This is a genomic window from Pseudomonas sp. LBUM1668 (assembly GCF_059695715.1).
Window position 1 is genome coordinate 463,319 of record NZ_CP166787.1, and the last position, 22,102, is coordinate 485,420.

At 59.8% G+C, this 22,102-nt stretch carries 16 protein-coding genes and 2 pseudogenes; 7 read left to right on the top strand and 11 right to left on the bottom strand.

Translation table 11 applies throughout. The annotated features are described in order from the left end of the window. The 3 genes from ACA061_RS02085 to ACA061_RS02095 are packed head-to-tail and all read right to left on the bottom strand — an operon-like array spanning position 1 to position 1,752. The gene (locus ACA061_RS02085) at positions 1-261 is read right to left on the bottom strand and encodes a phosphopantetheine-binding protein (RefSeq protein ID WP_047299425.1); all 261 of its coding nucleotides are present in this window, start codon (positions 259-261) and stop codon (positions 1-3) included. After that, a complete protein-coding gene (locus ACA061_RS02090; RefSeq protein ID WP_150617513.1) occupies positions 242-1,051 on the bottom strand; it encodes a lysophospholipid acyltransferase family protein in 810 nt (269 codons plus the stop codon). The genes ACA061_RS02085 and ACA061_RS02090 overlap by 20 nt, the downstream gene beginning before the upstream one ends. After that, positions 1,027-1,752 (bottom strand): beta-ketoacyl synthase chain length factor, encoded by a 726-nt coding sequence (locus ACA061_RS02095; protein ID WP_150604869.1) that lies wholly within the window; start codon positions 1,750-1,752, stop codon positions 1,027-1,029. The genes ACA061_RS02090 and ACA061_RS02095 overlap by 25 nt, the downstream gene beginning before the upstream one ends. 356 nt (positions 1,753-2,108) lie before the next feature. Between ACA061_RS02095 and ACA061_RS02100 the strand changes: the two genes are divergently transcribed. Then, positions 2,109-2,879, top strand: a complete 771-nt coding sequence (locus ACA061_RS02100) for a ParA family protein (RefSeq protein ID WP_150604870.1) — start codon at positions 2,109-2,111, stop codon at positions 2,877-2,879. A 128-nt stretch (positions 2,880-3,007) separates the two neighbouring features. Here the strand turns inward: ACA061_RS02100 and trxC are convergent, their stop codons facing one another. Next, on the bottom strand, positions 3,008-3,442 hold the full coding sequence (gene trxC, locus ACA061_RS02105; RefSeq protein ID WP_497300476.1) for a thioredoxin TrxC: 435 nt from the start codon (positions 3,440-3,442) through the stop codon (positions 3,008-3,010). Between the two features lie 235 nt (positions 3,443-3,677). Between trxC and mazE the strand changes: the two genes are divergently transcribed. Next, the gene (gene mazE, locus ACA061_RS02110; protein ID WP_150617515.1) at positions 3,678-3,947 is read left to right on the top strand and encodes a type II toxin-antitoxin system antitoxin MazE; all 270 of its coding nucleotides are present in this window, start codon (positions 3,678-3,680) and stop codon (positions 3,945-3,947) included. After that, a complete protein-coding gene (gene mazF, locus ACA061_RS02115; protein ID WP_497300477.1) occupies positions 3,947-4,309 on the top strand; it encodes a type II toxin-antitoxin system toxin MazF in 363 nt (120 codons plus the stop codon). The genes mazE and mazF overlap by 1 nt, the downstream gene beginning before the upstream one ends. A gap of 6 nt (positions 4,310-4,315) precedes the next feature. Here the strand turns inward: mazF and selO are convergent, their stop codons facing one another. The 5 genes and pseudogenes from selO to ACA061_RS02140 all read right to left on the bottom strand — a co-directional run. After that, on the bottom strand, positions 4,316-5,779 hold the full coding sequence (selO, locus tag ACA061_RS02120) for a protein adenylyltransferase SelO (protein ID WP_497300478.1): 1,464 nt from the start codon (positions 5,777-5,779) through the stop codon (positions 4,316-4,318). A 48-nt stretch (positions 5,780-5,827) separates the two neighbouring features. After that, positions 5,828-9,205, bottom strand: coding sequence for a mechanosensitive channel MscK (gene mscK / locus ACA061_RS02125; RefSeq protein WP_150617518.1), 3,378 nt, complete (start codon positions 9,203-9,205; stop codon positions 5,828-5,830). Between the two features lie 34 nt (positions 9,206-9,239). Next, positions 9,240-10,982, bottom strand: a complete 1,743-nt coding sequence (locus ACA061_RS02130; protein WP_150604876.1) for a potassium/proton antiporter — start codon at positions 10,980-10,982, stop codon at positions 9,240-9,242. Positions 10,983-11,180: 198 nt separating this feature from the next. Continuing rightward, positions 11,181-12,053, bottom strand: coding sequence for a methyl-accepting chemotaxis protein (locus ACA061_RS02135; RefSeq protein ID WP_371042268.1), 873 nt, complete (start codon positions 12,051-12,053; stop codon positions 11,181-11,183). Between the two features lie 30 nt (positions 12,054-12,083). Continuing rightward, positions 12,084-12,806, bottom strand: a pseudogene (locus ACA061_RS02140) (MCP four helix bundle domain-containing protein); the annotation flags it as partial. 276 nt (positions 12,807-13,082) lie between these two features. Here ACA061_RS02140 and ACA061_RS02145 point away from each other — a divergent pair. The 4 genes and pseudogenes from ACA061_RS02145 to ACA061_RS02160 all read left to right on the top strand — a co-directional run bounded on the left by ACA061_RS02145 (position 13,083) and on the right by ACA061_RS02160 (position 15,649). Continuing rightward, positions 13,083-13,313 (top strand): hypothetical protein, encoded by a 231-nt coding sequence (locus ACA061_RS02145; protein WP_042557307.1) that lies wholly within the window; start codon positions 13,083-13,085, stop codon positions 13,311-13,313. Beyond that, complete coding sequence (locus ACA061_RS02150; RefSeq protein WP_150604878.1) at positions 13,310-13,612, top strand: cell division protein ZapA; 303 nt, start codon at positions 13,310-13,312, stop codon at positions 13,610-13,612. The genes ACA061_RS02145 and ACA061_RS02150 overlap by 4 nt, the downstream gene beginning before the upstream one ends. A gap of 144 nt (positions 13,613-13,756) precedes the next feature. Next, positions 13,757-14,785, top strand: a pseudogene (locus tag ACA061_RS02155) (HAMP domain-containing protein); the annotation flags it as partial. A gap of 132 nt (positions 14,786-14,917) precedes the next feature. Further along, positions 14,918-15,649, top strand: coding sequence for a methyl-accepting chemotaxis protein (locus ACA061_RS02160; RefSeq protein ID WP_497301908.1), 732 nt, complete (start codon positions 14,918-14,920; stop codon positions 15,647-15,649). Positions 15,650-15,791: 142 nt separating this feature from the next. Here ACA061_RS02160 and ACA061_RS02165 read toward each other — a convergent pair whose 3' ends face one another. Together ACA061_RS02165 and putA are read right to left on the bottom strand one after the other, a co-directional pair. Further along, the gene (locus ACA061_RS02165) at positions 15,792-17,594 is read right to left on the bottom strand and encodes an acyl-CoA dehydrogenase (protein WP_210554296.1); all 1,803 of its coding nucleotides are present in this window, start codon (positions 17,592-17,594) and stop codon (positions 15,792-15,794) included. Positions 17,595-17,894: 300 nt separating this feature from the next. Next, the gene (gene putA, locus ACA061_RS02170; protein WP_210554295.1) at positions 17,895-21,848 is read right to left on the bottom strand and encodes a trifunctional transcriptional regulator/proline dehydrogenase/L-glutamate gamma-semialdehyde dehydrogenase; all 3,954 of its coding nucleotides are present in this window, start codon (positions 21,846-21,848) and stop codon (positions 17,895-17,897) included. Positions 21,849-22,102: the final 254 nt, after the last annotated feature.

Genomic DNA, 22,102 nt, shown 5'->3' on the forward strand with positions numbered 1-22,102 from the left:
TCAAGCTGCCTGTTTTGCCATGACGAAGGCCGCAAGGCTCGCCACGTTGGAGAAATGGTTACGGGTGTCTTTGGCGTCGGCGTCGATCTTGATGCCGTACTTTTTCTGGATCGCCAGACCCAGTTCCAGCGCGTCGACAGAATCCAGGCCCAGGCCTTCGCCGAACAGTGTTTGATCGTCGCCGATGTCGTCGACGCTGATGTCTTCGAGGCCGAGGGCGTCGATGATCAGCAATTTAATCTCACGGTGTAGATCGCTCATCTTCGGCGAGCTCCTTGATGAAGTATGAATGCAAATAGTCGTTGAGCTTGCGCGAGGCCTGCGGTGCCGGCCCTTGTGCGGCGAATGTCTGTGGATCTATATCGGCCCCGATGCGAAAACTGAAGTGCACGCGGCGGCTGGGTATCCGATACCAGGGCTCGGCTTTGGTCAAAGTGGTCGGGTTGACCTTGATGACCACCGGCGTAAGGATTTTCGCACCCCGCAGGGCAATCGCCGCAGCCCCCCGATGAAAGGCCGGTGCCTGGCCCGGTTGAGTACGCGTGCCTTCAGGAAAAATGATCAGGGTCTGGCCGTTTTGCAGGGACTCGGCGGCGGCATCAAGCATGTCCATGCTGCCGTCGTTACTGATGTATTCAGTGCTGCGCAGCGGGCCACGGGTGAAGGGGTTTTCCCACAGGCTTTTCTTCACCACGCAGTTGGCCTGGCGTACCAGACCGATCAGGAACACCACATCGATCAGCGAGGGATGATTGGCGATGATCATCTGTCCGGGACGACCGAGGCGTTCAGCGCCCTGAATGTCGTAGGTCAATACGCCGGTGCGAGCCATGAATCGGACAAAAAACCAGAACAACCGACTGACGGTCTGCCGCGCACGCTGCCGGTGCTTCAGCGCATCACCGGGCAGACAGCCGAGCACCGGGAAAACCAGCACACGCAGGCACAGCCCGCCCAGCCCGAACAGCGCGAAACTTGCCGCGGTGGCCAGCAGGCGCCAGTAGTAGGCGTCGCGGTTCTTCTCGGTCACGGGTTGCGTTGCCAGGTCCATACACGATTTTTCCAGGCATGTTGGCAAAGGGTTTGCTGGCCGAGCAGGGTGCGCAGCAAATTGAGCGCGTGGGGCCAGTGCGCTTTGGACAGTGCTTCTGTGGTGCTGTTCAGGGTCAGCCGCCAGTCGGTACCGGGGGTGAGCAACAGACCTAGCGCGTAAGGAAACGGCACATCGTCGATCCACGCCGAATAGGCTGCGGGCGGCTGTTCTTCGGTAATCACCAGCAGCACTGCCGGGGCGCCCTCATTGAGAAGGGCGGCTGCTTCGAGCATGCCGTGTTCGAGACCGTCGCCAGCGGCGGCGAGGGCGGTCATTTCGCTGGTTTCGCCGCGCATGATCGACCACAGGCCGATGATCGCGTTGTGTACCGACAGGCTGAATTGCGTCGGCGACAGCGGTTCGTCTTTGGCAAGGTCACTGAGGATCTCGTAAGTGCGCGGGGTCTCGCCGTGTCGCGAGACGAACACCAGAGGCAGGTTCTCCCGTCCGTCGGCCAGTGGCCAGCCAACACTGAAAGCCATTCTGGCCAGTCGGCTGAGGCGGCGGCGTTGCATGGCCGGCAAGAACGACACATCGGGCGCGGCGTCACTGCTCTGAAGCACGACCGGTTGTCGGCTCCAGGCTTGCCATGCGTCCACGCTATCGAGCCCCGGGGCCCACGCGCGCCATTGGGCGATGTTGAAGTTGATCACGGGCATTCATCCCGCCCCTGCGGGCTTTTTGTTGAGGCGTGAGTCGCCAAAGCCGCAGCAGGCTTGACGTGGCGCTTGGCGCCGGGTGGCGCGCATTATCCCGGTGACACGGGTGTGTAGCAAATGCTGGTTACATTTTGTGCAGTGAAATGTACCGAATGGTTCGCGATAAAACTGTCACTTGGCCATTATCCAGATTGTCAGAGGCTTGTCTGTCGGCTATCTCGGCGATTGATGAGGGTTTTTACTCGTCCTGCACGCTGAAATTTGCACCTGACCTTGTAGTCCATGTCCGTGAAGGTAGCGAAGCAAGGCGGCGCGCATCTACACTCGGTCATTCTTTGATACACGGAGGTTTTGTCATGCGGCGCGTGGTGTTCAATCAGAAAGGTGGCGTGGGCAAATCCAGCATTGCCTGCAATCTGGCAGCGGTCAGCGCCAGTGAGGGTTATCGCACACTGTTGGTCGATCTCGATGCTCAGGCCAACTCCACTCAGTATCTGACGGGGCTCACCGGCAACGACATCCCGATGGGCATTGCTGATTTCTTCAAGCAAACGCTGTCTTCAGGGCCGTTTTCGAAAAAGAATCAGGCGGATATCTACGAAACCCCGTTCGACAACCTGCACATCATCACCGCTACCGCCGAGCTGGCGGATCTTCAGCCGAAGCTTGAGGCGAAGCACAAGATCAACAAGCTGCGTAAATTGCTCGATGAGTTGTCCGAAGATTACGACCGGATTTATCTCGATACACCGCCGGCGCTGAATTTTTATGCGGTATCAGCGCTGATTGCGGCTGATCGCGTGCTGATTCCCTTCGATTGCGACAGCTTCTCGCGTCAGGCCTTGTACGGGTTGATGGCGGAAATCGCAGAATTGAAGGAAGACCACAACGAAGGCCTGGAAGTCGAAGGCATCGTGGTCAACCAGTTCCAGGCGCGCGCCAGCCTGCCGCAGCAGATTCTCGATGAACTGATTGCCGAAGGTTTGCCGGTATTGCCGGTGTATCTGACCAGTTCAGTGCGCATGCGCGAGTCGCATCAGGCGAGCATCCCGCTGATCCACCTCGATCCGCGGCACAAGCTGACCCAGCAGTTTGTCGAGTTACACAACCTGCTCGAAGACGCGTGATCTCTCGAAGCTCCCACAAAACCTGTGGGAGCGGGCTTGCCCGCGATGAGGCCGGCACATTCAGCATCTGAAGTGCCTGATCCAGTGTCATCGCTGGCAAGCCAGCTCCCACAGGGTCTCTAGGTGTATCAGATACCCTGACTACGCAGCCACGCCATCAACTGTGGCAACGGAAACGCCCCACTCTGCCGTGCCACTTCCCGGCCGTTCTTGAACAGAATCAGGCTCGGAATCGAGCGAATCCCCAACTGCGCCGACAGCTGCTGATTCGCCTCGCTATCAAGCTTGGCCAACCGGCACTTGCCGACCAACTGCGCAGCCGCCTGCTCGAACACCGGTGCAAACGACTTGCACGGCCCGCACCAGTCCGCCCATACGTCCACCAACAACGGCAGATCACCCTTGATCTGGCTGGCGTAATCGCCTTGCTTGAGTTCGAAGGGTTTGTCCAGCAGCACCGCAGATTTGCAGCGACCGCACTTCGGCTGGTCAGCGAGGCGCTCGGCGGGAATGCGGTTGAGGCCGTTGCAGGCGGGGCAGGGGATGAGCAGTGGGTCGGTCATGATGGTCTCTTGATTAGACAGTCTGTGAGACTTATGGAGGCGGTACGCCAGTTTATCAATGTCTCACCTGCTCACATTTTTTCGAGCCCCAACTTCTCATCACTGGCTAGCCTGAAGGCCAATTCAGCTTTTTAACGCTTGTCGTGAGGAGATCGCTTTGTCTGTATCTGCGTGCTACTTTTGTTGCACTTATCTCGAGGTCGATGACCTGCATGTATCGAATCGGAGCGACATAATGTCCGTAACATCCAAAATTCGCCGTCAGGGTGGCGCTGCCGTCATCACGATTCCGCCGACGCTGCTGAAGCTTTTGCATCTGGAAGTAGGGGCGCAACTCGAACTGAATGTGGTGGACGGTGAGTTGATCGCTCGCCCAGCGGTACCTCCTGCGCGTAGGCGATATAGCTTGTCCGAGCTACTTGAAGGTGCCGAGGAGCTAAAGAAACTGAACGTCCAGACTGCTGAGGCTCGCGAAGGTGATCCCGTTGGCAGGGAGTTGGGCTGATGGTGCGTCGGCAACCCCCACAGCGGGGAGACGTTTACTGGATTGATCCGAATCCCGTAGCTGGGCGAGAAATGATGAACCGGCACCGTTTTGTAGTGATTACGCCTCGGGAGATCAATGCATTGGGCGTCAGCATGACCGTACCCGTCACCAGCGGCGGCAATTTCAGCAGAAATTCAGGATTGGCCGTGAACATCACGGGCCACGAAACCAATGGTGTAGCGGTGTGTAATCAGGTTCGTAGCTTTGATATTGAACAGCGCGTAAAAGAGGGGACAGCCAGATTTATCGAACGATTGGATGACGTGACAATGGCGGATATTGTCGCTCGAGTTGTCAGCGCTATCGATCCTCTGGCTTGAGACGCCTTACGACGAACAACTGATCTCCAAATGCTTGCCCCACTCGGGCGGGCGCTCGGCATAGCTGTCCATCCCCGGTTGTTCCTCGAACGGCTTGCTCAACACCGCGTACAACCGGCGAACCTCTGAGTAGTCCCCTTGTTCAGCCGCATCAATCGCTTTTTGCGCCAGATAATTACGCAGGATGTACAGCGGATTGACCGCGTGCATGCGCGTGCGGCGTTGCTCTTGATCGAGCGCGCCATCACGGGCAACCCGCGCCACATAGCGTTCGCCCCAGGCGTCGAAGCCTTTGATGTCGACGAAGTCGTCACGCAATTGAGCAACGGCCAGTTCTGCGGATTGATCACCGAGCCGGCGGAAGAATAGCGTGTAGTCGACGCCGCTGTTCTGCATCAGTTGCAGCAGGTTTTCCAGCAGCAATTGATCGTCGTCTTCAGCCGTGGTGAAACCGAAACGACGGCGCATCAGGTCGAGGTAGTGCGCCTGGAACAATGGTAAATACAAGCCGAGCGTTTCGCGCAGGGCTTCAACGCTGATGAACGGCGTCAACGCCTGAGCCAGAGCGCTGAGGTTCCACTGGCCGATGGGCACTTGATTGCTGAAGGAGTAGCGGCCCTGATCGTCCGAGTGGTTGCAGATGAAGTTGGCGTCGAAGTCATCAAGAAAGGCGAACGGGCCGAAGTCGAAGGTGATGCCCAGGATCGACATGTTGTCGGTGTTCATCACGCCGTGGCAGAACCCGTAGGCCTGCCATTTGGCGATCAGCTCGGCGTTGCGCTCGACGATCTCGCGGAACATCGCCAGATACGGTTCGGGTTGCTCCAGGCATTGCGGAAAATGCATCGCCAGCACATGCTCGCCGAGCAACTTCTGCTGCTCGGGACGCTTGGTGTAGTAGAAATATTCGAAGTGGCCAAAGCGGATATGGCTCGGCGCCAGACGCAGCACCATCGCGGCGCGTTCCTGCTTTTCGCGCCAGACCGGGGTGTCGGAGCCGATCACGCAGGCGGCGCGCGAGGAAGGAATGTTCAGCGCGTGCAGCGCTTCGGAAGCGAGGAATTCACGGATCGACGAACGCAGCACGGCGCGACCATCGCCCATGCGCGAAAACGGCGTCTGCCCGGCGCCCTTGAGGTGCAAGTCCCAGTGCTCGCCGGCCGCGTTGTAGACCTCGCCGAGCAATAAGCCGCGACCATCACCCAGTTGCGGTGTGTAGCCACCGAACTGATGCCCGGAGTAAACCATCGCTCGCGGCTCGGCATCGGCCCACAGTTTGTGGCCGCCGAACAGTTCGGCAAACTCTTGGGTTTCGGCGGTGGCCGGCTCCAGATCCAGCAGGGCGAGCGCTGCGGGACTTGCGACGACCAGACGCGGGTTGTCGATCGGCTCGGGCAGCACATGGGCTGAGAACGCATCGCCGAGGCGGGCGAAACGATTGTCGAAGGTCAGTTCGTCGAGGGCTTTCAAGGGCCGGCTCCAGCAGAATGTCCGAGCATTCTGCTGGGATTAACCGGGTTAGTCGAGTTTGGTCGGTGGCGGCTCTTGCAATGGCTCTTGTGGCGAATCTTGCAGCGGTTTTTGCTCGGCGCCAACCGGCACGATGGTTTTGGTTTCCGCTTCGATGGGCACCAACTTGTATTCCTGGCCATGCAGGTTCTTCAGGTAAACCTCCATCTGGCGGAACGAGATGTTGATGTGCTGCTTCTTGAACTCGCGGTTGATGAAGCGGTTGACCTCATCAAGCACCGGGTTGCGGTCACCCAGATCGCGTACGTGCATGCGCAGTTCGTGGTCGAGGGTGCTTTCGCCGAAGTTGAGGAAGTACACAAGCGGCTCCGGTTCCTTGAGCACGCGCGGGTTTTCCCGGGCGGCCTTGAGCAGCAGCTCCTTGACCAGATCCAGATCGGAACCGTAATCGACGCCCAGTTTGAGCGTGACTCGGGTGACGGTGTCGGTCAGCGACCAGTTGATCAGTTGCCCGGTGATGAACGTCTTGTTCGGGACAATGATGTCTTTGCGGTCGAAGTCGGTAATGGTCGTGGCGCGGATGCGGATCTTGCTCACCGTGCCCGACAGGTTGCCGATGGTGATGGTGTCACCGATCCGCACCGGGCGTTCGAACAGGATCATGATGCCGGAGATGAAGTTGGCGAAGATCTCCTGCATACCGAAACCGAGGCCGACCGACAGCGCCGCCACCAGCCATTGCAACTTGTCCCAACTCACGCCGAGGGTCGACAGGGTCGTGACGAAGCCGATGCCGGCGATCACGTAGGACAGCAGCGTCGTGGTCGCGTAAGCGCTGCCCTGCGCCAGATTGAGTTTCGACAGCACGAACACTTCGAGCAGGCCGGGCAAGTTGCGCGCCAGGGCAAAGGTGATGCCGATGATGATCAGCGCACCCAGCATGTCGCCGATGCTGATCGGCACCATGCTCATGTTGGCGCCGGTGCCGCTGGTGTATTCGTAAAGGGTGATGTTGTCGAGGTACGAGAACACCGAGATCAGGTCCGACCAGACCCAGTACAGCGCCGCGATGAAACCGCCGAGCAGGGCCAGACGGATCAGGCGCAGGGACTGTTCGTTGACCTTTTCGATGTCCAGCGTCGGCTCTTCAATGACCGCTTCGCCGTCGCCGGCCTCCTTCGCTGCCTGGCGTTTGGCCAAGGCGCGCTGGTAGGCCAGACGCCGCGCGGCAACGCTGAGGCCGCGAACGAAGGTGGCTTCGATCACCAGCCAGAACATCAGCAGATAGAGCGTGTTGATCAAGCGATCGCTGAGTTTCAGCGCGGTGTAGTAGTAACCAAAGCAAACGGCTACGAACAACGCGATTGGCAGCAGAGTAAACATCACGCCCAGCGCCTTGCGGAACAGCGAGGCGTTTTGGTGGGTAGGGCTGCTGATCAGCAGACGGCTGAGCAGCCATGCCATCAACGCGTAGCAGGTCAGCACTACCGGCATGCCGAGGACGTCGTCGGCCAGCGCCGCCGGCTGCAATTCGGCGACCGCGACCACAGCCACCAGTGCCATGACCACCAGGCCGAGTCGACGCACCCAGCCTTGCAGGAATTCGACCTGGGGTTTTTCCCAGCGGAAGTGCAATTCGGCCACGCCGCCCGGCGCCAGAATCCGGTAGGCGGTGTAGAACACCAGCCATGCCTGACCCATTTGCAGCAGCGCCGCGCCCATGTTGGCGTTCTGCCCGCGGGCGTCGATCTGCAAGGCCAGACCGCACAGGCCCAGCCCCAGCGCCACCGGCATCGCCAGCAGAATATTGATCAGGATCGCCTGCGGCGTGTGCCACTGGCTGTCGCGTTTGAAGTGGCCGATGTCCTGGTGAACCTTGTTCAGGCGCCCATACAGACTCTTGCGCCGCCACAGCAACGCGCCGATCAGCAGCGCCAGCGGCAGGAACAGCAACGGGCGCTGGATCAGACCATCGGTCAACTCGCTCAGGCTGGAAGCCCACGGCAACGTATCGACCTGACGCTTGAGGCGATCCGGCACGCCGCGCATCCACTCCAGGTCCAGCGGTTTGTTGCTGGGAATCCAGAACATCTGCTCGTCGAGGGTCGCGCGCAGGCTTTGCGCTGTACTCAACAGTTGCTTCTGGTTGAGTTGCAGGGTGATCGATTCGTTGAGCATCGCGCTCAATTCGCGGTTCAGCCGCTCCAGCAGGTCGGCGCGCGTGTTGGCCAGCTCCAGCAGGCTTTTGCGCAGCTGCGGCGTGATCTGTTCCGGCGGCTGGGTTGTCAGCAGGTTCTCGACATAGGCCGCCGGATTGCTCAGCAGCTCACGCTGCTGGCTGACATCAAACTGATACAAGCGGATGTCGGCGATCTGATCCGCCAGATCACGGTCGACCTTGAGGCGTGGCAGAGCCTGTTTCTGTTTGTAGAGAATCTTCGACAGCAACAGGCTGCCCTTGAGCACTGCGATCTGCTCGTCGAGGGCGGAGTCGCTCTGGGTCAGGGTGTCGAGTTGCTGTTTGGTTTGCAGGTTCTGCTGAGTGACCTCGTTGAGGCGGTCGGTACTCTTGAGCAGGTAGTCCGAGAGTTTGAGGTTGGCGGCGCTTTCAGTGGCGAGCAGGCTGCTGCTGCCGGCCTTCTGAGCCTCGATAGATTGCTGAGTGACGGTTTCCTGAGACTGCGCCAGACGTTTCTGGTTGATCAGGGTCTGCAGCTCCTGGATCTCGCGGTCGAGGCGGTCGGTTTTTTCCGAAAGCAGGTCATGTTGAGCGTTGCCCAGATCCTGCAACTGGTTATTGCCGGCCAGTTCCTGACGGCGCAACGGAATCAGCGCGTTAAGCGCCGCCAGCTCGGCATTCAACTGGTCGCGCTGCTCGGCGCTGACGGTCTTGCCCGCGTCCTTGCCGGACTTGAGGATGTTGTTGATCTGCTGAATGCGCGTCTGGCTGGCGGAGATTTCTGCCTGAGCCCGCTCGGGGCGAGTCTGCGCGGTGATGATCAGGCTGTTGGCCTCGGCCAGCGCTTTTTGCAGATCACTTTGCTGGGTCGAGCGATCCGTCAGGATTTGCTCCAGCTGCTGGATCGACTCCTTGGGGAAACGCTGCGTCACCGGCACCACCGCAGTGGCCTTGAGACGCGTCAGTTCGCGTGTGCTCTCGATGGTCTGCCGGGGCGCGGAGGCCAGTTGCTGCTTGAGGTCGATCAGCTTCTGTTCGTAATCACGCTGATTGTTCAGATGATTGAGCGTGCTCTGCAGGACAGTTTGCAGGGTCTTTTTATCGGCATCCGGCAGTTTACTGTCGGCGAGCTTGTCGAGGCTGGCCTGCACGGATTGACTCGACGGTGGTTCGGCGGCGTACAGCGGGCCGACAGTAAGACTCAGGCCCAGAAGGGCCGCAACGAAAAAGGAGCGCAGGGTAGGCATAGAGACCGGTCAAGCAAGTGATAGTGGACGCAGTTTAGAGGAAGAGCCCGGGGCCCGGGCGACTTCCTTCGGGGAATCTGACGCCCACTTTGGCAATCTTGTTCCCGTCCATGACCGCCACCGTCCAATGGGTGTTGTTCCACTCCACCTGGTCACCCACGATCGGCGCCCCCCCGACCTTGTGGGCAATGAAGGTGCCCAGGGTCATGTCCGGATCGATGCCTTCGGCCGGCAAGCCATAAAGCGCTGCAACCGCTTTAAGCTGGGCGTCTCCTTCGAGTACAAAGTCGCCGAAGAAACGCAGGTCGAGGCCACGTTGCGGTGCCTGGCTGAACAGTTTTCCGAGCGCTGGCAAGTTGTGTTCATGGCCGATAACACACAGCAAATCATCGACTTCCAGCACCGTACTACCCGACGGATGGAGCAGTTGCTGGCCACGAAACAGCGCGGCGATGCGCGTGCCTTCGGGCATTTTCAGCTCGCGCAGGGGCGAACCGATGCACCATTTCTCCGCGCCGAGCTTATAAACGAACAGCTCCCACTCGCTGGTGATGTGCACTTCCAGTGCGGATCGGGAAATCGGTGCCGGCTCCGGCGGTACGGTGACCTTCAGCAGTTTGGCCACCCACGGCAGGCTCGTGCCCTGCACCAACAGCGACACCAATACGATGAAGAAGGCGAGGTTGAAGTACAGCTGCGCATTCGGCAGCCCGGCCATCAGCGGGAACACCGCAAGAATGATTGGTACCGCGCCGCGTAGGCCAACCCAGGAAATAAAGACTTTCTCGCGGCCATGGAACGCCTTGAACGGCAGCAGGCCGACCATCACCGACAACGGCCGCGCAAACAGAATCATCCACAGCGCCAGGCCGAGGGCGGGCAGGGCGATGGGCAGCAAATCATGCGGTGTGACCAGCAGCCCCAGCACCAGGAACATGCCGATCTGCGCCAGCCACGCCATGCCATCAAGCATGTGCAGGATGCCGTGACGGCTGCGCACCGGGCGGTTGCCGATCACCAGTCCACACAGGTACACCGCGAGAAAGCCGCTGCCGTGCAGGGCGTTGGTCAGCGCGAACACCACCAGACCGCCAGCGATCACCAGAATCGGATACAGGCCGGCGGCGAGGTTGATGCGGTTGACCATTTGCAACATCAACCAGCCACCGCCCAGCCCGACCACGCCACCGATGCCGAACTCGCGGATCAGGTGGGTCAGCAGGCTCCAGTGCAAACCGGTCTGGCCGCTGGCGAGCATGTCGATCAGGGTCACGGTGAGGAACACCGCCATCGGGTCGTTGCTGCCGGATTCGATTTCCAGGCTGGCGCTCACCCGTTCGTTCAGGCCCTTGCCGCCGAGGAGCGAGAACACCGCCGCGGCGTCGGTGGAGCCGACAATCGCGCCGATCAGCAGGCCCTGGATCAGGTTCAGGTCGAACAGCCACGCCGCTGCCATGCCGGTCAGCCCGGTGGTGATCAACACGCCGACCGTCGCCAGCGACAGCGCCGGCCACAACGCCACGCGGAAACTTGATACCCGCGTACGCAAACCGCCGTCGAGCAGGATCACTGCCAGCGCGAGGTTGCCGACCAGATAGGCCGTGGGGTAATTGTCGAAAATGATCCCGCCGCCATCGACCCCGGCGGCCATGCCGACCGCGAGAATAATGACCAGAATGGGAATGCCGAGCCGGGAGGACAGTGAGCTGACAAGAATGCTTGCGCCTACCAGCAACGCGCCGATCAAGAACAGGCTGTTGATGGTCGTCGCATTCAAAGGCAGTACTCCAGAAGCGTAAAGACGGGCACAAACTGACCATGCAGTCTGCGTGCCAGCGATTCTAACCTGTTGAAATGTGGTGATGTCAAAAAGGTTTTTGGTAGATCAAAAGATCGCAGCCTGCGGCAGCTCTTACAGGGTGTACATCAATCCCATGTAGGAGCTGCCGAAGGCTGCGATCTTTGCTCTTGGCGATTAAAGACTGAACCGCCCAACCATATTGTTCAGATCCAGCGCCAGCCGGGACAGCTCGTTACTCGCCGCGCTGGTCTGATTCGCCCCGGTCGCCGATTGCACCGACAGATCGCGGATGTTCACCAGATTACGGTCGACTTCCCGCGCCACCTGCGCCTGCTCTTCAGCAGCGCTGGCGATCACCAGATTGCGCTCGTTGATCTCGACGATGGCGGTGTTGATGGTGTCCAGCGACATCCCGGCACCACGGGCGATGTTCAGCGTCGATTCAGCACGCTCGGTGCTGTTGCGCATCGAATCCACGGCGTGTTCGGTGCCGCTCTGAATGCTGCCGATCATGCGCTCGATTTCGCTGGTCGACTGCTGCGTGCGATGGGCCAAGGCACGCACTTCGTCCGCCACCACCGCAAAACCACGACCGGCCTCACCAGCACGCGCGGCTTCAATTGCGGCGTTCAGCGCCAGCAGGTTGGTCTGATCAGCCAGACCACGAATCACGTCCAGCACCTTGCCGATGTCACGGGATTCATTGGCCAGATCGCCGATCAGGCTCGCCGTGCTCTGCACGTCGGCGCTCATGCGTTCGATGGCGCTGACCGTTTCCTGCACCAGGTCACGACCGTCACCGGCAGACGTGGTGGCGTTCTTCGAGGCTTCCGAGGTACTTACCGCGTTACGTGCGACTTCTTCCACCGCGCTGGTCATCTCGTTGACCGCTGTAGCCGCTTGTTCTATTTCGTTGTTCTGCTGCGTCAGGCCGCGGGCGCTTTCGTCGGTGACGCTGTTCAGTTCCTCGGCGGCCGAGGCCAGCTGCGTGGCCGAGCCGGAAATCCGCTGCAAGGTGTCGCGCAGCTTCGATTGCATCTTGGCCATTGCCGCCAGCAAGCGCCCGGCTTCGTCTTCACCGTCGACGTGGATCGGCTGAGTCAGATTGCCTTCGGCGATGGTTTCAGCAGCTTCCAGTGCTTTGGAGATTGGCTTGGTGATGCTGTTGGTCAGCAACCAGGCGAACAGCAGAGTCAGGCCGCTGGCAATGATCAGCAGAGTGACCACCAGGTTGAATGACATGGAGTACTGGTCAGACGCACCTTTATCCGTTTCGGCGATTTGCTGGGTGTTGATCTCCAGCAAGCGCGCCAACGCCGTATTCACGGCTTCCGAATTGCTCAGCAAATCGCTGTTGAGCATCTGCCGCAGTTCATCGACCTGATTGTTACGCGACAGGGTTTTCATCCTGTCTTCCATCTGGCGGTACTGCGCGAGCAATTGCACGTACTGGTCGTACGCCGCACGTTCCTGCGGGCCATCGATCAGTGGTTCGTAAGCACGCTGAGCGTCGGCGATCTGCTTGTTGCGCATCTCGAAGAGCTCAAATGTCTTTTGCTGGACGTCCGGCTCACGGTTGATCAGCAAGCGATACGACAGCACGCGCAGACGCAGGGTCAGTTGAGTGAATTCGTCGAGGGCCTTGATCGATGGCACGCTCGCGGTGGCGATGTCTTCGCCTGCCGCGCGGATTTTGCTCATCTGGTTCAGGGCGAACACGCCGAGAATCAGCATCAGGCCGCCGATCAGGGCAAAACCGGTGAACGCCCGGGGGGCGATATTCATATTGCGGAGGGACATGGGCGGGTACCGAGAAGGGCCGCATCCATGCGGGCTGAGACTGCTATTGCATGACTTATCGGTCAGGCAAATGAACTCTTTAGTTCGTGTGCGTATTTGTCGCACCCCGCATTGAGCGACGAAGTGCAGGAACCAGATCGGCAGATCACAGTCTTTTAAACTCGCGAGAACGGTCGGCCGTCAGGAAAATCAAGGCTTTGCGCCGGTTTAAACCTAGCGTCCACGACGACTTTTCTTTATCGTACGCGCCCTTTGAAAAACGCTTGGAAGATCAAAATGTTGGAAGCATCCCTCAGCCAGTTGGAACAGCTCGTCAGCGACCTGGTGCAACAGAACCAGACCCTTTCGCAAACCAACCAGACCCTGTCCACGGAACTGGCCCAGGCCAAGGATGAAAACGAAAGCCTGCAACTGAACCTGATGGAACAGGAAGAAAAACACGGTGCCACCGCCGCACGCATTCAGGCTCTGGTTGATCGCGTCAACGCAGGTCCTGTCAGCGCATGAACCACAACTCAGCAGGGGTAAAAGTCGTCTCCATTATGGGGGAGGACTATTCGATCAAGGCACCGGCCGGGGAAGAACAGACCCTGCTGGACGCGGCGCTCATGCTCAAGGCCGCGCTGGACGACACCAAAAGGAAATACCCGACGTTGATCGGCGATCGCTTGCTGGTACTGGCGGCGATGAATCTGTGCTCGCAGCAGATCGAAATGAAGAAGCAGCACCAGCAAGAACTCGACCGTTACCAAGAGCAAGTCAGCGCCACGGTCGACACCATCGCCAAGACCATCAATCAGGGTTGATGGAGTTGCGCACAACCAAAGAATAGATTGTCGATTGAGTTGTATACAATCGGCACGGCTGTTGCATTGTTTCGGCCACTTATTCTTTGGGAGTGCTCCATGCATTTGTGGCGACGCAGTATTCAATGGCAGCTGATTCTCAGTATGGGCACCGCCCTGCTGGTCAGCATCCTGATCGTGGTTGGCATTTATACCCTGGTGGTCAACCGCCTCGCCCAGAGCTATCTGGTCGAACAAGCGCTGCCGTCGAGCATTGAAGCGACTCGCAACGATATCGAACGCATCCTCATTCAGCCGCTGACCGCCGCGAAAGACATCGCCAGCAATTCGATGGTGCGCGACTGGTTGGCCGCCGGTGAAGACAGCAGCAAAACGGCAGGCTTCGCGCAGTATCTGGAAGGCATCCGCGCCGAACACAAAGCATTTACTGCTTTGATCATCGGCACTGAATCCAATCACTACATCAGCGAAAAAGGCCTGGATCGCACCCTCAGCCGTGCCAAACCGGCCGACGCCTGGTTTTATTCCTTCCTCGACAGCGATCAGCCGCGCACCCTCAATATCGACAACGACGTGGCGACGGGAGAGCTGGCGCTGTTCATCGATTTGAAGGTCGAACAGGCCGGCAAAGTCGTTGGTGTGGCAGGCCTTGGACTGAGCATGAAAGAGCTCTCGGAGCTGATCCACAATTTCAGCTTTGGTGAGCGCGGCAAGGTCTATCTCGTGCGTTCCGACGGTTTGATCCAGGTCCATCCTGAAGCGCAGTTTAGCGGTAAACGCACCTTGAGCGAGCAGATCGGCGCTGAAGCGGCGCAAGCGGTCATGGGCCAGAAAGTTGCGACCAATCGCTCATTTCAGCGCGACGGCGAGGATTTTCTCGCTTTCAGCCTGCCGTTACGCGATCTCGGCTGGACCTTGGTGGCCGAAGTGCCGCAATCGCAGATCTACGCCGAAGCCCGCAAGGCGATGTGGATGAGCGGCGCAATCGGTCTGGCAGTGGCGCTGGTATGCCTGCTGCTGGTGGTGTGGCTGGCGCAAGGGCTGGTGCGGCCGATCCGTCAGGTAACAGCCGCGTTGGTGGCAATCGGTAGCGGTGGGGGAGATTTGACCCATCGGTTAGATTCCAGCCGTGCCGACGAGTTGGGTGACCTGGCGCGCGGCTTCAATCGCTTCCTCGACAGTCAGCGCGAAATGATTGGCGAAGTCCTGACCACCAGCGAGCGCCTGCGCACGGCGGTGGGGCAGGTGGCGAAAGTGGTGGAAAACACTGCCGAGCGTTCCGGTCGCCAGCAGGAAATGACCGACATGGTCGCCACGGCTGTCCACGAAATGGGCCTGACCGTGCAGGAAATCGCGCAGAACGCCGGCAACGCCGCACTCGCTTCGCAAAACGCGCGGGATGAAGCCATGCAAGCGCGGGAAGTGGTGGGCGGCTCGATTCGGCACATTGAAAGCATGTCCGATGAAATCGGCCTGGCGGCCGGTGCGGTGGGTGAACTGGCGCAGCAAGTGTCGTCAATTGACTCGGTGCTGGCGGTGATTCGCGGCGTCTCTGAACAGACCAATTTGCTCGCCCTAAACGCGGCTATCGAGGCTGCCCGGGCGGGTGACATGGGGCGTGGTTTTGCGGTGGTGGCAGACGAAGTTCGTACCTTGGCGCGCCGGACTCAGGCGTCCACTGACGAGATCCAGCAGATGATCGGCAGCCTCAAGCAGGGCGCGGAAAATGCCGTGTCATCGATGCGCACCGGGCAAGCGGCGACGGGCACTGGGGTCGAGTCGAGCCAGCGTACCGGGGCATCGCTGACGGCGATTACCGGGCAGGTCGAGCGCATCAGCGACATGAACCATCAGGTGGCGACCGCGACCGAAGAACAGTCAGCGGTGACTGAAGAGATCAACCGTAACGTACAGGGTATTTCCGATCTGGCCCGGGCGACGGCGGGGGAGGTTCGGGCGTGTCGCGAGGATTGTCAGATGTTGCAGCGGTTGGCGGATGATCTGGCGCGGCAGATGGGTGGGTTCAGGTTGAGCTGATGTCCTGTCAGTTCCGGCCCCTTCGCGGGCAAGCCCGCTCCCACAGGTATTGCGGCGTGTTCACATGGTGCGTGAACACCACAGAACCCTGTGGGAGCGTGCTTGCCCGCGAAGACGGTATCAGCCGCACGCATAATCCAGATCAGAACCAAGCATCCTGCATCCCCAGACACGTATCATCCCGCGCCTCCAGCAACGCCAGCTCATGGTGGCAACCCGGCACTTCCCACGTCAGGAAATACCGCGCCGCCTGCAACTTGCCCTTGTAGAAGTCGGCGTCTGCCGCGTTGCCCTTGGCCAACCCTTCTTCGGCGCGAATCGCCTGCTCCAGCCAGCGCCAGCCAATCACCGTGTGGCCAAATACTTTCAGATACAGCGCCGAATTCGCCAGGCTGCTGTTGACCTTGCCCTGAGCAAGATCGGTCAGCAAACCGATGGTCACCACTTGCAGGCGCGCGACCAGTTTTTCCAACGGCTCACGCAGTGCGGTTAACGATTCGTACGCAACAGCGCGTTCGGCGGTGTCGGCGATCAGCCGCACCAGTTGTTTCAAGCCTGCTCCACCGTTCTGCGCCAGTTTGCGCCCGAGCAAGTCGAGCGACTGAATGCCGTGGGTGCCTTCGTGGATCGGGTTCAAACGGTTGTCGCGGTAATACTGCTCAACCGGGTATTCGCGGGTGTAACCGTGGCCGCCGAGAATCTGGATCGCCAGTTCATTCGCCTTCAGGCAGAACTCAGATGGCCAGGATTTGACGATGGGTGTCAGCAAATCCAGCAGCTCATGGGCGTGCTTGCGCTCCGCTTCGGTCTCAAGCGTGGTGGTGTCATCGAACAAACGGGCGGCGTAGAGCCCGAGGTCAAAGGCACCTTCGACGTAGGACTTTTGTGTCAGCAGCATGCGTCTGACGTCGGCGTGCTGAATGATCGCCACGGGCGCGGTGCTCGGGTCCTTGCTGTCCGGCACCCGGCCTTGCGGACGTTCGCGAGCGTATTCCAGCGAATACAGGTAACCGGCGTAACCGAGCATCACCGCGCCCATGCCAACACCGATCCGCGCCTCGTTCATCATCTGGAACATGTAGCTCAAACCGCGATGCGCTTCACCGACCAGATAGCCGACACATTCACCGTTATCGCCGAAATTCAGCGCGGTCGACGTCGTGCCGCGCCAGCCCATCTTGTGGAATAGCCCGGCCAGCAGTACGTCATTGCGTTGGCCGAGGGTGCCGTCATCGTTGACCAGAAACTTCGGCACGATGAACAGCGAAATGCCTTTCACCCCAGGCGGCGCGTCCGGCAGCTTGGCCAGCACCATGTGCACGATGTTTTCCGAGAGCGGATGATCACCGCCGGAAATAAAGATCTTGTTGCCCTTGAGGCGATAGGTGCCGTCGGCCGCAGGCTCGGCGCGGGTGCGAATATCCGACAGCGAGGAGCCCGCGTGCGGCTCGGTCAAGGCCATGGTGCCGAAGAAACGGCCATCGATCATCGGTTGCAGGAAGCGCTGTTTCTGCTCGTCGGTGCCGAAGCTTTCGATCAGGTTGGCCGCGCCCATGGTCAGGAACGGGTACGAAGTCGAAGCAGCATTGGCCGATTGGAAATGCGCGAAGCAGGCTTGCGACAGCAGTGTAGGAAGTTGCATACCGCCGGCGTCGAAACTTCTCGCAGCGTTGAGGAATCCGGCTTCGAGGAAGGCATCCACCGCCGGTTTCACCTCGGGAATCAGAATCGCCTGACCGTTCTCGTAGCGTGGCTCGTTCTCGTCGCCCTTGCGGTTGTGCGGCGCGAAGTATTTCTCGGCAATGTTGCGGGCGGTGCCAATGGCGGCATCGAAGGTCTCGCGGTTGTGCTCGGCAAAGCGCTCACGCCGGGTCAGGCCCTCGGCATCAAGGACTTCATACAGCTCGAAAGCCAGATTGCGGGAACTGAGCAGCGTCTCGGACATGGCGGCCTACCTGAAATTGGGGTTGGACCGAGTCTAGGCTTGCTGATAAAGGCTGAACAGGATGATTGATGGGCGTGATACAGAAGCAAAAGATCGCAGCCTTCGGCAGCTCCTACATGGGACGGTGTAGGAGCTGCCGAAGGCTGCGATCTTTTGATCTTTTGTAGGAGTGAGCCTGCTCGCGATAGCGGTTTATCAGCCAGAGTAAATGTGTCTGACAGACCGCTATCGCGAGCAGGCTCACTCCTACAGGGGATCTCATTCCAGGCGACCATTGCGGTCGCCTGGATTTGCAGCGGTTTAACCGATGGTCATCAAACTCGCATTACCACCCGCCGCAGCGGTGTTAACGCTCAACGCTCGCTCAATCACCAGACGCTCCAGCGCAATGTTGGTCTCGCCCTGGGACAAGCCCTGAACCCCAACGATCGCGCCGGCACGCTTGGCAATCTGCTGGCAAACGCCGCGCAACTGGTCCGAATGGCCGTGATGCAGAACCGCATCAAACACCACGTCGTCTTTATTCCAGTCGGCTACCAGTTTGATCCGTGCCTGAATTTCCTTCGGCAGGCGTGCGAACAATGCCTTGCTGATGTCGGACTCTGGCCATACCGCCGAACCGCCTACTGCCAGTACCGCCGCCAGTTGGGTCAGCAGATCGCCTTCAACGTCCGCCAGGCACAACACGTGTTCGCGCGGCAGGATCGCGTAGCTGTTCTTCTCACCGGTCGGACCGGCCAGCACGCGGGTAATGCCGCTTTGCGATTGCGCCGCGTACTGCACGCACAGGGTGCTCAGATCAGCGAACTTGTTGCTGTCAGCCCAGGCTTTCAGGGCGGTCAATGGCTTGCTCATGGCGTCACGCAGGCGAACGTCCGGGGCTACGGCAGCATCACCGCGAGCGAAGGACTGTTCGATAGCATCGGTAGGACGCGTCGACAGCAAGCGATACAGGTACAGCGGGCCACCGGCTTTCGGGCCAGTACCCGACAAGCCTTCACCGCCGAACGGCTGCACGCCGACCACGGCACCGACAATGTTGCGGTTGACGTAGACGTTACCGGCGTTGACGTTGTCGATCACCTTGGCGATGGTCTCGTCGATACGGGTGTGCACGCCGAGGGTCAGGCCATAACCGGAAGCGTTGATCTGGCCGATCAACTGGTCGATCTCTTTGCGCTTGTAGCGAACCACGTGCAGCACCGGCCCGAAGATCTCGCGTTGCAGCTCGTCGAAGCTTTCCAGCTCGATCAGGGTCGGCATGACGAAGGTGCCGCGTTTGACTTCTTCGGTGTCAGCGATAGCCACCTGGTACACGTTGCGACCTTTATCGCGCATGCCCTGGATGTGCTTGTCGATGCCGGCCTTGGCTTCGGCGTCGATCACCGGGCCAATGTCCACGGACAGACGCTCAGGGTTGCCGAGACGGGATTCCGCCATGGCACCTTTAAGCATTTCAATGACGCGGTCTGCCGAATCTTCCTGCAAGCACAGTACGCGCAGGGCCGAGCAACGCTGACCAGCGCTGTCGAACGCCGAGGACACTACGTCGATCACGACTTGTTCGGTCAGAGCAGACGAGTCGACGATCATCGCGTTCTGGCCACCGGTTTCGGCGATCAGCGGAATCGGACGACCCTGGTTGTCGAGGCGGCCAGCGATGTTGCGTTGCAGCAGACGCGCCACTTCGGTGGAGCCAGTGAACATCACGCCTTTGACGCGATCATCACCGACCAGACCGGCACCGACGGTTTCACCGCGACCCGGCAGCAGTTGCAGCACGCCTTCCGGAATCCCGGCTTCGAGCATCAGGCGCACAGCCTGAGCCGCAACCAGCGGGGTTTGTTCGGCCGGTTTGGCCAATACCGGGTTACCGGCAGCCAATGCGGCGGCGACTTGGCCGCTGAAGATCGCCAGCGGGAAGTTCCACGGGCTGATACACACCACTGGGCCCAGTGGGCGGTGGGCGTCATTGCTGAAGTCGTTGCGTGCTTGCACCGCGTAATAACGCAGGAAGTCGACGGCTTCGCGGACTTCGGCAATGGCGTTGGCGAACGTCTTGCCGGCTTCGCGAGCCAGCAGGCCCATCAGCGGCTGGATCTCGCCTTCCATCAAATCAGCGGCACGCTCCAGAATCGCGGCACGTTCAGCGGGCGGGGTGGCCTGCCAGATCGGCGCAGCGTTCAGGGCGCATTGAATAGCGTTGTCGACGTCTTCAACCGTAGCTTCCTGCACGTGGCCGACCACATCACGGTGATCCGCAGGGTTCAGCACTGGCGCAGGCGTTTCGGTGCTGGAAGTGCAACCAAGCATCGGCGCGGCTTTCCAGTCGTTGTGTGCGGTGGCGAGCAACGCGCAGGACAACGACGCCAAACGGTGTTCGTTGGCCATGTCGATGCCGCTGGAGTTGGCGCGCTCGGAGCCATAAAGGTCACGCGGCAGCGGGATACGCGGGTGCGGCAGGCCGAAGCCACCTTCCACGGTCGCCATCTGCTCGATCTGGGCAACCGGATCGGCCACCAGCTCCTGAATCGAAATCGATTGGTCGGCGATGCGGTTGACGAACGAGGTGTTCGCGCCGTTTTCCAACAGACGACGCACGAGGTACGCCAGCAGGGTTTCATGAGTGCCGACCGGTGCGTACACGCGGCACGGACGGTTCAGCTTGCCTTCGGAAACTTTGCCTACAACCTGCTCGTAGAGCGGTTCGCCCATGCCGTGCAGGCACTGGAATTCGTACTGGCCGGGGTAATAGTTCTGACCGGCAATGTGGTAAATGGCCGACAGGGTGTGGGCGTTGTGCGTGGCGAACTGCGGGTAGATGACTTCCGGCACCGACAGCAGTTTGCGTGCGCAAGCGATGTAGGAAACGTCGGTGTACACCTTGCGGGTGTATACCGGGTAGCCTTCCAGGCCTTCGACCTGGGCGCGCTTGATTTCGCTGTCCCAGTACGCGCCTTTCACCAGACGGATCATCAGGCGATGACGGCTACGGCGAGCCAGGTCAATCACGTAGTCGATCACATACGGGCAGCGCTTCTGGTAAGCCTGGATGACGAAACCGATGCCGTTCCAGCCAGTCAATTGCGGTTCGAAGCACAGGCGTTCGAGCAGATCCAGTGACAGCTCGAGACGGTCAGCTTCTTCAGCGTCGATGTTCAGGCCGATGTCGTACTGCTTGGCCAGCAAGGTCAGCGACAACAGGCGCGGGTACAGCTCTTCCATCACGCGCTCGTACTGCGCACGGCTGTAACGCGGGTGCAGTGCCGACAGCTTGATCGAGATGCCCGGGCCTTCATAAATCCCACGACCGTGAGAGGCTTTGCCGATCGAGTGGATCGCTTGTTCGTACGACGCCAGGTACTTTTGCGCGTCGTGTTCGGTCAGCGCTGCTTCACCGAGCATGTCGTAGGAATAGCGGAAGCCCTTGGCTTCGAACTTGCTCGCGTTGGCCAGTGCTTCAGCGATGGTCTCGCCGGTCACGAACTGCTCGCCCATCAGGCGCATGGCCATGTCGACGCCCTTGCGGATCATCGGCTCGCCGCTCTTGCCGATGATGCGGCTCAAGGACGAAGTCAGGCCGGCTTCGTTGTGCGTCGACACCAGTTTGCCGGTCAGCAGCAGACCCCAGGTGGCGGCGTTGACGAACAGCGACGGGCTGTTGCCCAAGTGCGGGTGCCAGTTGCCGGTGCTGATCTTGTCGCGGATCAGCGCATCGCGAGTGCCCTTGTCCGGGATACGCAGCAGCGCTTCGGCCAGGCACATCAGCGCCACGCCTTCCTGGGACGACAGGGAAAATTCCTGCAACAGACCTTGAACAATGCCTGCACGACCGCCGGCACTTTTCTGGTTGCGCAGTTTTTCTGCGATGGACGCAGCGAGTTTGTTGGTGGCTTCGGCCATGGTTACCGGCAGGCGAGCCTGCTCGATCAGCATCGGTACCACTTCCGGCTCAGGGCGACGGTAGGCGGCGGTGATGGAGGCGCGCAGCACCGATTGCGGCAGAATGCTTTCTGCGAATTCAAGGAAGCACTGGTGGGCGTGATCGTTGTGGACTTCACCCGAGTCGTCGGCGTCCTTGGCGGTCAAGCCGTTCAGCTCGGTCAGGGTTGCACCACCCTCGAGTTTTTCCAGGTAATTGAAAATTGCCTGCTTGATCAGCCAGTGCGGCGTACGATCAATCGAGGTTGCGGCGGCCTTCAGGCGCTCGCGGGTCGGGTCATCGAGTTTGACCCCAAGGGTGGTGGTAGCCATATTTTTATCCTCATGGTTGCCACAGTTGCGTGGCATCAGCTGGCCGCAAGATTAGCCGCGCACCGAAAGAGGTGCAACCGGGTGCAACCCTTTTTTTGTCGGAATTATAGGCAGCTCGTCAGGAAATAATTTCTGGTACGAAAGTGCTGCTCCTGTTTGGTGCTTTTGCTTCTAGCAAAAGGCCATAACTGTTACAAAAGGGAGCAAAAACGGGGTCGTCGTCGATAAATCCGACTAGGTGCAACTTATTCTGG